At 69.8% G+C, this 13,392-nt stretch carries 13 protein-coding genes; 7 read left to right on the top strand and 6 right to left on the bottom strand.

The features are described 5' to 3' along the window. Window positions 1-653 precede the first annotated feature (653 nt). Window positions 654-1,094, bottom strand: coding sequence for a DoxX family protein (locus tag KBX21_RS26120; protein ID WP_049570602.1), 441 nt, complete (start codon window positions 1,092-1,094; stop codon window positions 654-656). Between the two features lie 198 nt (window positions 1,095-1,292). After that, on the bottom strand, window positions 1,293-1,799 hold the full coding sequence (locus KBX21_RS26115) for a MarR family winged helix-turn-helix transcriptional regulator (protein WP_049570600.1): 507 nt from the start codon (window positions 1,797-1,799) through the stop codon (window positions 1,293-1,295). An 83-nt stretch (window positions 1,800-1,882) separates the two neighbouring features. On the opposite strand from KBX21_RS26115, the gene KBX21_RS26110 reads away from it, so the two are divergent. Together KBX21_RS26110 and KBX21_RS26105 are read left to right on the top strand one after the other, a co-directional pair. Then, window positions 1,883-2,662, top strand: coding sequence for a dioxygenase (locus KBX21_RS26110; protein ID WP_247666366.1), 780 nt, complete (start codon window positions 1,883-1,885; stop codon window positions 2,660-2,662). A gap of 506 nt (window positions 2,663-3,168) precedes the next feature. Continuing rightward, window positions 3,169-3,408, top strand: coding sequence for a hypothetical protein (locus KBX21_RS26105; protein WP_017547283.1), 240 nt, complete (start codon window positions 3,169-3,171; stop codon window positions 3,406-3,408). Between the two features lie 33 nt (window positions 3,409-3,441). Here the strand turns inward: KBX21_RS26105 and KBX21_RS26100 are convergent, their stop codons facing one another. After that, window positions 3,442-4,020: a TetR/AcrR family transcriptional regulator gene (locus KBX21_RS26100; protein WP_210844300.1), complete on the bottom strand. Its 579-nt coding sequence runs from the start codon at window positions 4,018-4,020 to the stop codon at window positions 3,442-3,444. 130 nt (window positions 4,021-4,150) lie between these two features. Here KBX21_RS26100 and KBX21_RS26095 point away from each other — a divergent pair, with 130 nt between their 5' ends. Further along, complete coding sequence (locus KBX21_RS26095; RefSeq protein WP_210844298.1) at window positions 4,151-4,759, top strand: dihydrofolate reductase family protein; 609 nt, start codon at window positions 4,151-4,153, stop codon at window positions 4,757-4,759. Window positions 4,760-4,888: 129 nt separating this feature from the next. Here KBX21_RS26095 and KBX21_RS26090 read toward each other — a convergent pair whose 3' ends face one another. After that, window positions 4,889-7,348 carry a beta-glucosidase gene (locus tag KBX21_RS26090; protein ID WP_210844296.1) on the bottom strand — a complete coding sequence of 820 codons (2,460 nt, stop codon included), beginning with the start codon at window positions 7,346-7,348 and terminating at the stop codon, window positions 4,889-4,891. A 166-nt stretch (window positions 7,349-7,514) separates the two neighbouring features. On the opposite strand from KBX21_RS26090, the gene KBX21_RS26085 reads away from it, so the two are divergent. Then, complete coding sequence (locus KBX21_RS26085; protein WP_210844294.1) at window positions 7,515-8,168, top strand: TetR/AcrR family transcriptional regulator; 654 nt, start codon at window positions 7,515-7,517, stop codon at window positions 8,166-8,168. A gap of 91 nt (window positions 8,169-8,259) precedes the next feature. On the opposite strand, the gene KBX21_RS26080 is transcribed toward KBX21_RS26085, so the two are convergent. Further along, entirely contained in the window at window positions 8,260-9,576 is a 1,317-nt protein-coding gene (locus KBX21_RS26080) for an Ig-like domain-containing protein (protein WP_049570580.1), read from the bottom strand. A 341-nt stretch (window positions 9,577-9,917) separates the two neighbouring features. On the opposite strand from KBX21_RS26080, the gene KBX21_RS26075 reads away from it, so the two are divergent. Together KBX21_RS26075 and KBX21_RS26070 are read left to right on the top strand one after the other, a co-directional pair. Beyond that, window positions 9,918-10,241 carry a multidrug efflux SMR transporter gene (locus KBX21_RS26075; protein WP_210844292.1) on the top strand — a complete coding sequence of 108 codons (324 nt, stop codon included), beginning with the start codon at window positions 9,918-9,920 and terminating at the stop codon, window positions 10,239-10,241. 16 nt (window positions 10,242-10,257) lie between these two features. Then, a complete protein-coding gene (locus KBX21_RS26070) occupies window positions 10,258-10,836 on the top strand; it encodes a TetR/AcrR family transcriptional regulator (RefSeq protein WP_210844290.1) in 579 nt (192 codons plus the stop codon). Between the two features lie 5 nt (window positions 10,837-10,841). Here KBX21_RS26070 and KBX21_RS26065 read toward each other — a convergent pair whose 3' ends face one another. Then, window positions 10,842-12,863, bottom strand: coding sequence for an AarF/ABC1/UbiB kinase family protein (locus KBX21_RS26065; RefSeq protein WP_210844287.1), 2,022 nt, complete (start codon window positions 12,861-12,863; stop codon window positions 10,842-10,844). 318 nt (window positions 12,864-13,181) lie between these two features. Between KBX21_RS26065 and KBX21_RS26060 the strand changes: the two genes are divergently transcribed. Continuing rightward, window positions 13,182-13,392 (top strand): hypothetical protein (locus KBX21_RS26060; RefSeq protein WP_374225747.1); only part of this gene is annotated, 211 nt, incomplete at its 3' end.

Below are 13,392 nucleotides of genomic sequence, written 5' to 3'. Positions count from 1 at the left end.
GGCGCGAACTCGCGGGTGAAGAAGGTGGTGGCCTGTTCCCGGGCGGCGCGCACGGCCGTGTCCACCGGGGTGGACCCGGTGGTCGGGGCGGGCACTGCGGGAAAGGAGGCCATATTTCAATAGTAGGATTTTCGGGCTTGGGTGGCTATGGCCGGGTGGTTATAAAAGGCTGTCCATTCGTTGTGAGAATAGGCCGATCGGCCATTGTGGATAACCCGTTGTGTGTCGTGTTCGTGTGCTAGGCGAATCCCCACTCTCGTCTTCGCTGCCGCTTTTCCGTCACCCACCTGGACCAGCCGCGACACGCCCCACCGTCCACCGCAGGTCTGGGGCCGCACCCTCCCTCGCCGCTGCTTTCGCCACCCACCTCGACCAGCCGCGACACGCTTCACGTTGAACACGAAGCCTGGGTCGCTTCTCCCCACCCGGAGCAACCTGTCACGAAACACGGACCCTCCCTGCCGCCACGCGAAGTATCCTTCGGCCCCGGCAGCATGTCCGGCATGCACGGTCCACTGAGCCCCACCCCTGGCCCCGGACAGCACGAACGGCCGCCCAGCACCGGTGTGGGCGGCCGCGTCAGCGGTGCGAGTCCGACCGGGGTGAAGTCACGGGCCCCTGGTCAGGACGGATGCCGAATCAGTCCGTGCGGTTCAGGCCGACACGGCCTCCTCGGTTCCGCGCGCCTGGCGGACGCGGCCCCAGGGCATCAGTCGGTCCACCGCGTGACGCCCGCCTGAGAACCCGAGGGCCAGCGCGGCGACGCCGAGGACCAGCGGCAGCTCGTAGCCACCGACCAGCGGGGCGCCGACGTGGGCGAAGAAGTACGCCCCGACCATCATCAGGGCGAGGGACAGGCCCGCGAGCGGGAGCGCGAACCCGATGACGAGCGCGACGCCGGCGCCCACCTCGACGGCCGCGGCGATGGATGCGGAGAGCACGGGGAAGGGCACACCCAGCGCTTCGAAGCCCTGGGCGGCGCTGCCCAGGTCGGTGGCCTTGGGCAGGCCGTGGATGACGAAGACGACCCCGATGACGACCCTGGCGATCAGGGCGGTGAGATCGCCGATCCTGATTCTGAGAGATTCGGTCATGGTTGTTCCTGTTCTGCTGTGAGCGGGTATCCCGGGATCAGGTGGATCTCGTGGGAGTCCAGCTCCAAAGCTTGAGGTCACAACCTTTTCCCGGGAAGCAATATGTTAGTACGTATCCGCGCCAACACATAGCGTCCGCGCGAGCGAATTGGACCCGCCCCCCGTTCACCCTGGTCAGGGCAGAGAACAGAACCCGGATCAGTCCCGGACGCCGACCCCGTCGGGGTCCGGGTACCTGGGCTCCTCGCCCTGGGGATCGAGCGCGGACAGCATGGACTCGGAGATCGCCCGCAGCTGCCCCACCTGCTCGGCGCTGAGCGTGTCGAACAGGACCCGCCGCACCTCGTGCACGTGCCCCGGCGCCGCGTCCTCCAGCGCCTTCATCCCCAGCGGCGTGATCTCCACGATCACGGTGCGCCGGTTCTCCGGCCGCTTGTACCGGTGGATCATCCCGTCGCCCTCCAGTCGCGCGGCCGCGTGCGAGAGCCGACTCGGCGACGACCGCAGCAGGCGGGCCAGCCGGGTCATCGTCAGCTCACGCCCCGGGGCCTCGGACAGCATGGCCAGGATCTGGTAGTACGCGTGCGGCAGCCCGGAGTCATGCCGTAGCTGACGGTCGAGTGCGCCGTCGAGGAGGTTGACGGCCATCAGGAAGGCACGCCAGGTGTGCTGCTCGCCATCGTCGAGCCAGCGCGTCTCGGCCATCGGACCTGTGCCCCCAGAAATACTTGAGCGTTCAATTGTGTTGGAACCGAACACGGTCCACAACCCCGATCCCGGAGGTCGTCATGGCGACTCGCATGCCCACGCTGTACCTGAGCCACGGCGCACCGCCCCTCGCCGACGACCCCGAGTGGACCCGTCAGCTGGCCGACTGGTCCGGTGACATCACCCGCCCGAAGGCGATCCTCGTCGTCTCCGCCCACTGGGAGGACGCACCGCTCACCGTCGGCGCGACCAGGGGCGCGACCCCGCTGACCTACGACTTCTGGGGTTTCCCGCAACGCTACTACGACGTGACCTACGCCGCCCCGGGCGCTCCGGGACTCGCCGAGCGGGTCCGCGAACTCGCCACTGGTCCGGGTGGCACCGTCCACCAGGACCCCACCCGGGGACTCGACCACGGCGCCTACGTCCCCCTGAAGGAGATGTACCCGGACGCCGACATCCCGGTGCTCCAGGTCTCCATGCCGACCCTCGACCCGGCCCGCCTCCTCGAACTCGGCCGCCGCCTGGCGCCCCTGCGCGACGAGGGCGTCCTGATCATGGGCAGCGGTTTCACCACCCACAACCTCCGGGAGATGTCCCGCCAGGCCCACGGCGACGCGCCCTCGTGGTCGGTCGAGTTCGACGACTGGACCCACCGGGCCGTCCTGGACCGCGACGTCGACGCGCTCCTGGACTTCCAGCACAAGGCCCCGGCCGCCGCTCTCGCGCACCCGCGCAGCGACCACTTCGCACCGCTGTTCGTCGCCCTCGGCGCGAGCCTGGACGACCACGGTTCCGCCGCCTCCACGGTGGACGGCTTCTGGCACGGGCTGGCGAAGCGGTCGTTCCAGTTCGACTGAGAAAAGGGGCCTCCGGTCCGTCCCATGACGGTGGATCCGTGGGGATCCTGCTCAGGGTCGAGGGTCGCATCAGGTACCTGCACTTCTGGGGGCACCAGGCCCCGCCCAGCGGGGTGTCGGCGAGCTGCCTGACGAGAGCGCGGAACGCCCCCGGTTCTGGCGCGGCCGCAACCTGCTGGGCTTCGCCCTGATGGAGGCCAGGGCGAGGCTCGCCGAGGGGACCGACTGAACGGAATCCGTTCTCCCCGATTTCACTTCGGATTCCTCCGTTCACCCTGTGTGGCGACCACCGCGCGAGTAGAGTCCGAACACGCGGACAGCACGGTGCCCCGGCACCCGCGCCTGTTTCCCGCCCTTGGCGCATGAGCCAACACACCCCCGGCCCGACCTCGCGGCCCGCCCCGAGGTCTCGCCGTACCCGGGAGACAGATCCCCCAGCTTCGTCGAACGCGCGTGTTCCGGACTCCACCGTCCTCACTTTCCAGGACGACACTCAGGGGATTCCCATGGCCTACTACCGCATCCAGCTGAACGACGGCTCCTCCCACACCCTCCAGGCGGTGCGCCTGCGGACCGACGCGAGCAGCCTCTACCTGGAGGAGCGCGCGGCCGGGGACTGGCGGGAGGTGTTCAGCAACCCGATCGGTGAGGTGAGCCGCGTCCAGCGCCGGTTCACCGAGAACGACGGCACGTGGACCTGGCTGCCGGAGCGGCTGCCCGCTCCGGTCGGCGTCCGCGCCTGGTGACCCCGGCCCGGGCCCCGAGCACGGGGCCGGACCTCAGCCCTTGAGGGTGAGCTGGGCGATCACCCGGTCCACCAGCCCCTCCAGGTCCCCCTCGGGGGCCAGCACCCCGGGCAACGTCAGGTGCTCGGTGACCAGCCAGTTCATGGCCAGGTACAGCACCAGCACCGTGTCGCGGCCACCTGGCATGGCGCTCTGCTCGTGGAAGGCGATGTTGGCGTCCAGGTCGGAGCGGACCCGCGCGGTGAGGTCGGCGCGCAGCTCCGGACGGCGGGTGGCCTCCAGCTGAAGTTCGAGCGTGGCGAGGTACACGTTCGGGTTCGCGGCCAGGCGCGTGACCGTGGCACGCATGACCTCGGCGATCTTGGCGCGGTCCCGGGGCCCCACCAGCACGTTCTCCCACTCCTGCTGCTCGGGCATGAACCGCTCGTAGGTGCGGATGCTGGTCTGGGCGAGCAGGTCCTCACGGTTGGCGAAGTAGTTGGAGGCCGTTCCCACGGGCACACCCGCGCGGGTGTCCACGGCCCGGAAGGTGAGCCCCCGCGCTCCCTCCTCGGCGAGTGTGTCGATGGCGGCGTCGAGCAGCGCGGCGCGCCGCCCCGGGTTCCTGACCATGTGCTTTCCCTTTCGTGCGCCGAAATCCCACGCGAGCGCTTGGCAAACCACTATGCGTGGAGTACTTTAATTGAAGTACTTCAATCATAGTGGTCATCCGGCCCAGGCAGTACCCCTTCCAAGGAGACACATGCGAACCCTCACCTACTTCGTCGCGGTGTCGATCGACGGCTACGCCTGTGGCCCCGACAACTCGCACGACTTCTACGAGGCACCCGACCCCGGCGGCGAGCTCGGCGACAACGGCCAGTTCCACGTCGACGAATACCCCGAGCTCCTCCCCACCGTGGCACGCGACCACCTGGGCCTGGTCGTGCCCAACAAGCACTTCGACACCATGCTCCAGGGCCGCGGCTCCTACGAGGTCGCCCTGGACGAGGGAGTGACCAGCCCCTACGACCACATGCGCCAGATCGTGTTCTCCCGGAGTCTGCCCACGGACGTCGACCCCAACGTGACCGTCGTGGCCACGGACCCGCTGGAGACCGTCCGCGCACTCAAGAAGGAGGAGAGCCCCCTGGGGATCGTCACGGTCGGCGGCCCGGCCATGGCCGGGTACCTGCTCCCCGAGATCGACGAACTCGTGATCAAGCGCTACCCCGTCGTCGCGGGGAACGGCCGCCCCCTCTTCGAGGGAGCGGCCTTCGACCCCGCGCGCTTCGAGCGGTTGAGCAGCACCACCTTCCGGGGCGGCGCCGACTACACGCTCTTCCGCCGCCGCGTCTCCACTGCGGCGTGACCCCGGCGTCCCCGCGGCGCGGTTCCGATCCCAGTTGCCCTGGTGGGGGCCGTGCAGCCGCCGAGCGCCGCGACGGAACCCGCGGCCGAGGCCGCTTCCTTGGGGAAAACCTGCTGGGGGGGAGGGGGATCAGCGCACGTCGAAACGGAGACGGTGCGCGATGGCACGGCTGGAGGAGCCCACCGCGAGGTGGTAGGTGCCCTCCGGGGTGCGCCAGGAGTGAGCTGCGGGATCCCAGACCGCGAGGCTGCGCGGTGGGAGTTCGAGGCTGACCGTGGCCTCCTCCCCCGGTGCGGCGTGCACGGAGGCGAATGCGGCCAGGGAACGGACCGGTCGGGTCGGGCCGCTGTCGGCGGGTGGCTCCACGTACACCTGCACCACGTGGCGTCCCGGCCGGGTGCCGGTGTTGGTGAGGGTGGCCGTGACGGTGAGGGGCTCGGGGGCCAGGCCGTCGACGAGGGTCCCGGCCCCGAGGGAGTCGGCGGCCAGTGCGGCACCGGTGATCTCCCAGTCGGTGTAGCCGAGGCCGAAGCCGAAGGGGCGGTGGGGTTCCACACCGTCCCGGTCATAGGCGCGGTGGCCGACGAACACCCCCTCGTCGTAGGTGATCACGCCGCCCACCGGGCGGGTGTCCATGATCGGGACGTCGTCGTGGTCGCGCGGCAGGGTCCAGGGCAGGCGGCCGGTGGGCTCGGACCATCCGGTGAGGGTGTCCGCCAGGGCGTGGCCGTACTCGTGGCCCCCGAACCAGGACCACAGGACGGCGGGGACCTCGTCCAGCCAGGGCAGCAGGACCGGGGCTCCGGCGTTGACCACGACCACGGTGTTCGGGTTGGCGGCGCTCACCCGGCGGACCAGTTCGTCCTGGCTGCCGGGAAGGTCCAGGGTGGGCCGGTCGTAGCCCTCGGACTCGACCTCGTCGTTGGTGCCGACCACCACCACCGCGACGTCGGCGGTCTCGGCGGCGCGCACCGCCTCCTGGATCTCCTCCTCCACCGTCATGCCGGGGGGCTGGTGGCGGAGCTGGGCGATGACCGCACGGCCGAAACCGCCGAAGTCGCCGACCTCCACCTCCACCCCGATCCGGAGCGTGCGCGGCGTGCCCTCGGCCACCTCGACCTCCACGCGGGGGGCGTCGGGGTGGGAGTGACGGGACTCCAGGATGTCGTCGACCGAGGCCGGGGCGGGGCTCTCGCTGACGATCTCGCCGTCGATCCGGCTGGTGTGGCGGCCCACGGCGGCGATCTCCACGTGGTGGGTGCCCGGCTCGGTGAGGGTGAGTTCGGCGTCCAGCACGGCGCGCACGGCTTCCTTCGGCGCCCCCGCGTGCAGCGCCCCACCGGCGATCTCGGGCTCCTCCACGGTCGCCCCGGCGGCGTCGAACAGCGTCAGGGCGACCCCGGTGAGGTGCTGTCGCGCCACCACCGGAAGGTGGTGCCGCGGGTCGCCTCCGCGTACCAGGGTGAGTTCCACGTCGTCCGGCAGCGCCTCGCGCAGCCCCTCTGCCGGACTGACCAGGTACTCGGAGTTCACGTGGGCGCTGCCGCCGCCCTGGGTGTAGGCGTCCACGGCGTTGGGGCCGATCAGCGCCACGCTACGGACCCGCTCGGCGGCGATCGGGAGGACGCCGCCCTCGTTGCGCAGCAGCACGTGACCGCGTGAACCGACCTCGCGCAGGAGGAGCCGCTCGTCCTCGCCCTCCACCGCCGGGGAGGTGTTCCGGTCGAGCTTGCCGACCCGCTCGGCCAGCCGCAGCAGCCGGGCGACCTTGTCGTCGATCACTGACTCGGGGACCTCGCCCGAGCGGACCGCCGCCACCAGGGCCTCGCCCCAGGGACCGTCGGGTCCGGGCATCACGAGGTCGGTCCCGGCGTTGGCCGACGGCGCGGTGCTGCGCGCGGCGGTCCAGTCGCTGCACACCACCCCGTCGAAGCCGAGTTCGCCCTTGAGGAGGTCGGTGAGGAGCCCGCGGTGGTCGGTCATGCTGGCGGCCTCGGAGCCGTCGTCCACCCCGTTGTAGGCGGCCATGACCATCCAGGCCCCGGCGTCCACCACCGCCTCGAAGGGCGGGAGGTAGACCTCGCGGAAGGTGCGCTCGTCGATGCGGGAGTGGTAAGCGGTGCGCTCCCGCTCGGTCTCGTTGCCGATGAAGTGCTTGGGGCAGGCACCCACCCCCGCGTTCTGGAGGGAGCGGACGAAGGCGGCTCCGAGCTCGGCGGTCAGGAGGGGGTCCTCGGAGAAGCACTCGAAGTGACGGCCGCCGACCGGGGAGCGGTGGAGGTTCAGCACCGGGGCCAGAACCACGTCGACGTCCTTGCGGCGGGCCTCGGCGGCGAAGAAGCGGCCCAGGCGCTCCATGAGCTCGGGGTCCCAGGCGGCGGCGACCGCCGTGGGGCTGGGGGTACTGGCCGAGTGCTCACCCTGGGTGGCCTCCGTGCCGCGCACCCCCGCCGGGCCGTCGGAGAGGGTGATCGGAAGAAGGCCGACGTCCGGGTTCCCGTGCAGAATCCATCCGGTGCGCCCGGTGAGCAGACGCACCTTGTCCTCCAGGGACAGCCGTGCGACGCGCTCGTTCGGTTCCGAAGTCATGGAGCCCCTTGTTCCTGTGATCTGTGTCAACTGCGCCGAGAGACTAATTACTGAATGTTCATTAAGCAAGAGGCGAACGGTAATCCTCGATAGCGTGGGGTGAGGGCGGGCACCCCCCGTAACCGGCCCGGAGTACCCGCGCGGTACGAGGAAGTGGAGAGCAGGCATGAGCGAGACGACCCCCACGCGGACGCGTTCGGAGGAGGGGCGTCCACCCGAACGCGCACCGCGCCGACGGGTGAACCGGCGTGAACAGATCCTGCGCACCGCCGCCGACGCGTTCGCCTCCCAGGGCTTCAACAACACCTCGCTGGCCGACATCGCGGCGATGCTCGACATCACCCCCGCCGGGGTGCTGCACCACTTCGGGTCCAAGACCGACCTGCTCACAGCGGTGCTGGAGCTGCGCGACACCAACGACCCCGCCCCCGAGGGCAGCGGCATGCTCGACCACCTGGTCGCCACCGCCCGCCGCAACGCCGATCGCCCGGGGACCACCCAGCTGTACGCGGTGCTCTCCGCCGAGAGCGCCACCGCCGAGCACCCCGCCCAGGAGTGGTTCCGGAAGCGCTACACCGTGCTGCGCCAGGAGGTGGAGGAGGCGGTCCTGGACCGGATCGGCCCCGAGCACCGAGAGGCCGCGGGCACACCGGGGCCGCACGGCCACTCCCCCGCCCGGTCGGCCGCCACGGCGGTGCTGGCCGCCATGGACGGACTCCAGGTGCAGTGGCTGCTGGACCCGGAGGCGGTGGACATGGCCGCCGTCACCGAGCTGGTCATAGACGCCGTCGTCGCCGGGCTGAGCCGCTCCGAGCCCTGAACGACCCCCTGGCAGCACGAAGGGCGCCGCGGTGCCGCTGGCACCGTGACGCCCCTGGGTTCGTCCGAACTACCTCACTGCCCGGGACCCGCTACAGGTCCTCGCCGTGCACGGAGCCGGGGGTCCCGTCGGTGGTCGCCTGCGGCTCGGAGGTCTCGCTGCCCTCCAGCCACTCGTCCCAGGACTTCTGCCAGTAGCCCCAGCCGTTGTCCCACTCGAACTCGCGGTCGGTACCGGTGGTGTCGAGGATGTCGCCCATGAGGGTGTTGTTGAAGAACCACTGGGCGTCGTCCATCCGCAGGTTGGTGCAACCGTTGGAGGTGTTGGCCGAGCCGATGTTGCCGTTGTAGGACGCCTCATGCACGAACTCGCCGCTGTTGGAGGTGCGCACCGCGTACTGCACGTCCACCAGGTAGGAGCCCGGGTCGTCCTCGGGGATGCCCACGGTCGCGGAGTCCATGGTGAGCTGCTCGTAGCGCTCCATCATCACGTGGGTGCCGGTCGTCGTGGTGTCGAAGCGACGGTTGGCCGCCCCGTTGCTCACCTCGATGACGCGTTCCTCTTCGCCGTCGATCTCGATGATCATCTCGTGGTCGGGCACGTGCATGGTCGCGATCAGCTCTCGGCCGATCTCGAAGTCGATCTGGTAGTTCCGCACCCCGAAGACGCCCTCGGACGCCTCGACGCCCGCGAGGTTCAGGTCCACGGTGACGTTCTGGTACGGCTCCCAGTACTCCTCGGGCCGGAAGACCGCCATCTGGTCGGTGACCCAGTTCCAGGCGCCGACGGTCTCCTGCTCGGCGACCACGTTCATGGAGTTCTCGACCTGCGCCTTGTTGGTGACGGGCATGTCGAAGTTGATCACCACGGGCATGCCGACACCGACGGTGTCACCGGAGCTCGGGAAGTTGGAGACGAGTTCGAGGCGCTGCCCGGCGACGGCCTCCTCGGTGGTGAACTCGGAGGTGAACTCGGTCTCCTCACCGGCGTCGTTCTCGGCGGTCGCGGTCACCACGACCTCGGAGCCGGGGCGCAGGTTCCAGTCGCTGACCCACTCCGTCTCGTCCTCGTTGAGGGTGCCGGTCATGGCGTAGAGGCCGCCCTCGGCGTCCCCCTCGCCCTCACCTCCGCCATCGCCCTCGGCCGCCGCCTCGCCGACCACGACCTGGTCGACTCTGACGTCGGTGATGACTCCCTGCTGGGCGTTGACCCGGATGGGGGTGTTCGGCGCGATCTCCTCGCCACCGGCCTCCGGTGTGATGCTCAGCGCAGCCGGCTCGGCGTCGGCGGGATCGGCGTTGCTCTGCGTCTCGGCGTCACCGGAGGTACAGGCGGTCGCTGCGAGAGCGAGCGCCACCAGACCGATGCCGAACCGCCGCGTCACCGCCGGGTGGGACTTCCCCGTCACGTCTGGACCTCCGTAGCTGAAACTGGAACCGATCTACTGCACTGAGTAAGACGCTCCCGCACGGAAAAGGTTCTGATCTCGTGCGTATCGGTATGGAGCAGTTATCCGAAAGAGGGCGAACTGTCGCACTCGGGAGCGCCGAGAATACACCCAGGGGGTACGGGCTTGAGTCACCGGGGGGAGGATTCCGGGCCGCCCGGAAGCGCTTCTGCGCTTGCCCTGCCATCATGCCCGACCTAGAATCTTGGTCATCCGATCAGGTTGTTTCTCCGGAGAAACCTGCTCGAACGACCAACTTCTTCCGGGGTCACCCCGACCCCACCGTGTGACTGGGGGAACCCATGCCTTGGTTCTGGCTCGCCGGAGCGATCGTCCTGGAGGTCTTCGCCACCACCTCCCTGAAGTTCTCCGAGGGTTTCACCAGACTCCTGCCCTCGATCCTCGTGGTGGTCGGCTACCTCGGCGCGTTCTACATGCTCTCGCAGACGCTCCAGCGAGGTATGCCGCTCGGGGTGGCCTACGGGGTGTGGGCCGCCCTGGGCGTGGCCCTCCTCGCCGTCATCGGCGTCCTGTTCCTCGGGGAGTCCCTGACCTGGATCCAGGTGGGCGGCATCGCCCTGGTGATCGCCGGGGTCATGGCCCTGGAGATGGGCGGCCAGCACTGACCGGCAGGATGGTGACGTGAGCACCAATCAACCGGAACGGGATCCGGAGAACATCAGTGACGGCCGCCTCCGCAAGGGCGAGCTGCGGCGGCGCCTGCTCCTGGACGCCACCATGGAGGTCATCACGCGGGACGGCGTCTCCGCCGTCAGCCAGCGCCGGGTGGCGGCCGAAGCGGGGGTCCCGCCCAGCACCGTCACCTACTACCACGCCTCCGTCGACGACCTCCTGGTCGCCGCCCTCACCAGGGTGAACGACACCTACGTCGCGTACATGGACACCCTCCCCGAGGACCCCGACCAGGCCCTGCGGGGTTTCGCCGCCCTCATCGCCGAGGGCACCGATCCCGACCGGACCCACGCCCTGGCCGAGATGGAACTCTTCCTGCTCGCCGCCCGACGCCCGGCTCTACGCGAACAGACCGACCGCTGGATGGCCGCGGTGGACGCCTTCCTCGTTCCCTACCTCCCCGACCCCGAGCTGAGGGCCGGGGTGGCCGCGGCGGCCAACGGCTACTTCCTGTGCTGTTGCACCACCAGCCCTCCGCCGGACGCCGAGGAGGTCCACCGGGTCCTGCGCCGCCTCATCCGCGGCTGACCCGGTCACCGCCGCCCCCTGTCACCGCCGTCCCGGACCATGTCCACCAACAACCGCAGCACGAACATGGCCGTGGCGGCCAGCAGCACCCAAGCGAGCAGGTTGAGCGCCTTGGTGTGCGTGGCCAGCTCCGGCCAGGACACCCCCTGCGTCTCGGTGACGTTGAACAAGCCCACCGACATGAACCCCGTGACCACGGCCAGCACCGTCATGACCGCCCGCCACACCACCGAGCGCAGGAGTCTTCGGTCCTCGGGGTGGGCGAACAGCCGGGCCTGCACGGTGAACCGGCCCTTGTGCAGCTGGTCGGTGATCCGGTCGAGTCTGCGCGGCAGCCGCCGCAGCGTGGGCAGCAGGGCGATCAGTTCCGCGGACGCCATCTCGCGCAGGTTCCCGGTGCCCAGCTGCTCGGACATCCGCGCCCCGGCGTACCGCTTGGCCTCGGCCACCGTGTCGAACCCGGGCGACAGGTGCACGAGCGTCCCCTCCAGCGTGGCCAGGGCGCGGAACACCCCGGCCAGCTCCGCGGGCAGCACCAGCCCGAACCGGGTGACCAGCATCAACAGCTCGGTGAACATCCGCATGCTCGCGGTGGTGCTCCCGTGCAGGTAACGCGCCATGAACTGCCCCAGCGAACGACGCAGCCGCTCCGCGTCGATCTCCCCCGGGTCGTCGACCACGTCCAACAGGGTGTCGGTCAGCAGGACGGCGTCGCCCCGGTCGATGGCCAGCAGCATCATCTGGAGGGCCTCCCGGGTCCGGGCGTCCAGACGCCCCACCGACCCGTAGTCCAACAGACCCACGCCGCCCCCGTCGAGCACCAGGATGTTGCCCGGATGCGGGTCGGCGTGGAAGATCCCGCTCATCAGCACCTGCTCCAACAAGCAGTCCAGCAGGACCCGGGCGATGCGCTCCGCCTCCTCCGCCGAGAGGTCCCCGCCGCCCACCTGGGTGCCGTGCAGGCGTTCCATCACCAGCACCCGACGACCGGTGTAGGCCTCGTACACGCGCGGGATGCGCACCTCCGAAGCACTCGTGGCGTCCGCGATGGCCGCGATGTTGGCGGCCTCCACCTCGAAGTCGAGTTCCTCCAACAACGCCCCGGCGAACCGGTCGGCCAGGTCGAGCACCCCGATCGCGGGCCCCCAGTCCGTGTACTCGTCGAAGCGGCGAGCCAGCCTGCGGATGATGTCCAGGTCACGGCGGACCACCGGAACGATCCCGGGGCGCTGCACCTTCACCACCACCTCCTCACCCCCGTGCAACCGCGCGGGGTGGGCCTGCGCGATGGAGGCGGCGGCCAGGGGCTCGGGGTCGAACGCGGCGAAGACCTCCTCCAGGGGGCGGCCCAGCTCACCCTCCACGCACTCGCGAACCAGCTCGAAGGGCACCTTGGCCACTTCGCTGTGCAGACGCCCGAGCTCCTCCACGAACACCGGCGGCAGCAGGTCCCGCCGGGTGGCCAGCACCTGACCCAGCTTCACGAAGACCACCCCGGCCTCCTCCATGGAGCGGACCAGGGAACGAGCCAGGCGCCGCTGGACCGAGGTGTCGTCGATCCCCTCCCTTCTCCCCAGCACGTAACCGCCCAGCCCGTGCCGGGCCAGGATCCACAGGATGCGCCGGTACCTGCCGAGGCGCCCGAACCAGTTCCGGGCCTCCCTGACCATGGCCACCGGCCGGAACCGGGTGCCCCGGGGCAACAGCAGCTCCAGGCCGACGAAGGCGAGCATGGCGCCCACCGCCATGGCGAAGAGCATGAGCGACACGTACGCGGGCTGGTCCAGGTCGGCCGGTTCGAGGGAGTTCAGCGCCTCGAAGCTGCCGTAGTAGGCCAGGATCGCGCCCACCGAGCCCAGCGGAGCCCCGACCAGCGCCGCCAGGGCCAGGCGCGGCAGGTTGAACGGCACGTCCATGAGCCGACTGGCCAGCTTGCCCAGGCCCAGCAGGACCAGGACCAGCGCGACCAGCGACACGACCTGGCCGACGACCATGCCGAACACCGAGGTGACGGTCAGCGTTTCCATCAACGTCCTTCAGAGGAGCCGGGTGTGAGAGAGGGGGGCTTTCAACACTGCCACCCCGGGCCACCCACCAACAGCCTCCATCTCCAGCCTGTGGACAACCCACGTGATCCACACCACACGGCCAGCTTCGGCCACCCTTGGCGCCCCTACGTTCCCGTGACCTGCCGGAACTCCCGAATTTGCCTCTCCGATATCGGAACTCAGTCCCGCGGAGTGTCACTGGCTTCCGTGAGAATCGGAACCGTAGGTGTTCGCGGTGCGACTCACCCAACGGAGCCAGCAGCAGGCGCGTGCAACCGAATGTGGAGAGGCAGGACCGTGAAGTTCGAGTTCACCCCAGACCAGGACTCACCTGAACCAGTTGTCGACGCCCCTCACCCCACGGTGCGTATCGCGGCCGCAGCCGAGCAGATGCACACCCGCGCCCGCTTCGATTTCCACCGGCTCAACACGGCCCTGAACCGGATGCAGTACACCGTCCAGACCACCCAGGTCCTGGAGCCCGACCCGGTCATGGACCTGGAAGCGG

Origin of the sequence: Nocardiopsis sp. B62, from assembly GCF_018070675.1 — a bacterium.
In the GTDB taxonomy this organism is placed as follows: domain Bacteria; phylum Actinomycetota; class Actinomycetes; order Streptosporangiales; family Streptosporangiaceae; genus Nocardiopsis; species Nocardiopsis prasina.
The sequence above is the reverse complement of the archived record's forward strand: the minus strand, read 5'-3'. Positions and strand labels throughout refer to the sequence as shown.

Bases quoted from the DNA above. Each gene is read 5' to 3' on its own strand.
- KBX21_RS26120 (WP_049570602.1), bottom strand. From the start codon at position 1,094: ATGACCGAATCTCTCAGAATCAGGATCGGCGATCTCACCGCCCTGATC.
- KBX21_RS26115 (WP_049570600.1), bottom strand. From the start codon at position 1,799: ATGGCCGAGACGCGCTGGCTCGACGATGGCGAGCAGCACACCTGGCGT.
- KBX21_RS26110 (WP_247666366.1), top strand. From the start codon at position 1,883: ATGGCGACTCGCATGCCCACGCTGTACCTGAGCCACGGCGCACCGCCC.
- KBX21_RS26105 (WP_017547283.1), top strand. From the start codon at position 3,169: ATGGCCTACTACCGCATCCAGCTGAACGACGGCTCCTCCCACACCCTC.
- KBX21_RS26100 (WP_210844300.1), bottom strand. From the start codon at position 4,020: ATGGTCAGGAACCCGGGGCGGCGCGCCGCGCTGCTCGACGCCGCCATC.
- KBX21_RS26095 (WP_210844298.1), top strand. From the start codon at position 4,151: ATGCGAACCCTCACCTACTTCGTCGCGGTGTCGATCGACGGCTACGCC.
- KBX21_RS26090 (WP_210844296.1), bottom strand. From the start codon at position 7,348: ATGACTTCGGAACCGAACGAGCGCGTCGCACGGCTGTCCCTGGAGGAC.
- KBX21_RS26085 (WP_210844294.1), top strand. From the start codon at position 7,515: ATGAGCGAGACGACCCCCACGCGGACGCGTTCGGAGGAGGGGCGTCCA.
- KBX21_RS26075 (WP_210844292.1), top strand. From the start codon at position 9,918: ATGCCTTGGTTCTGGCTCGCCGGAGCGATCGTCCTGGAGGTCTTCGCC.
- KBX21_RS26065 (WP_210844287.1), bottom strand. From the start codon at position 12,863: ATGGAAACGCTGACCGTCACCTCGGTGTTCGGCATGGTCGTCGGCCAG.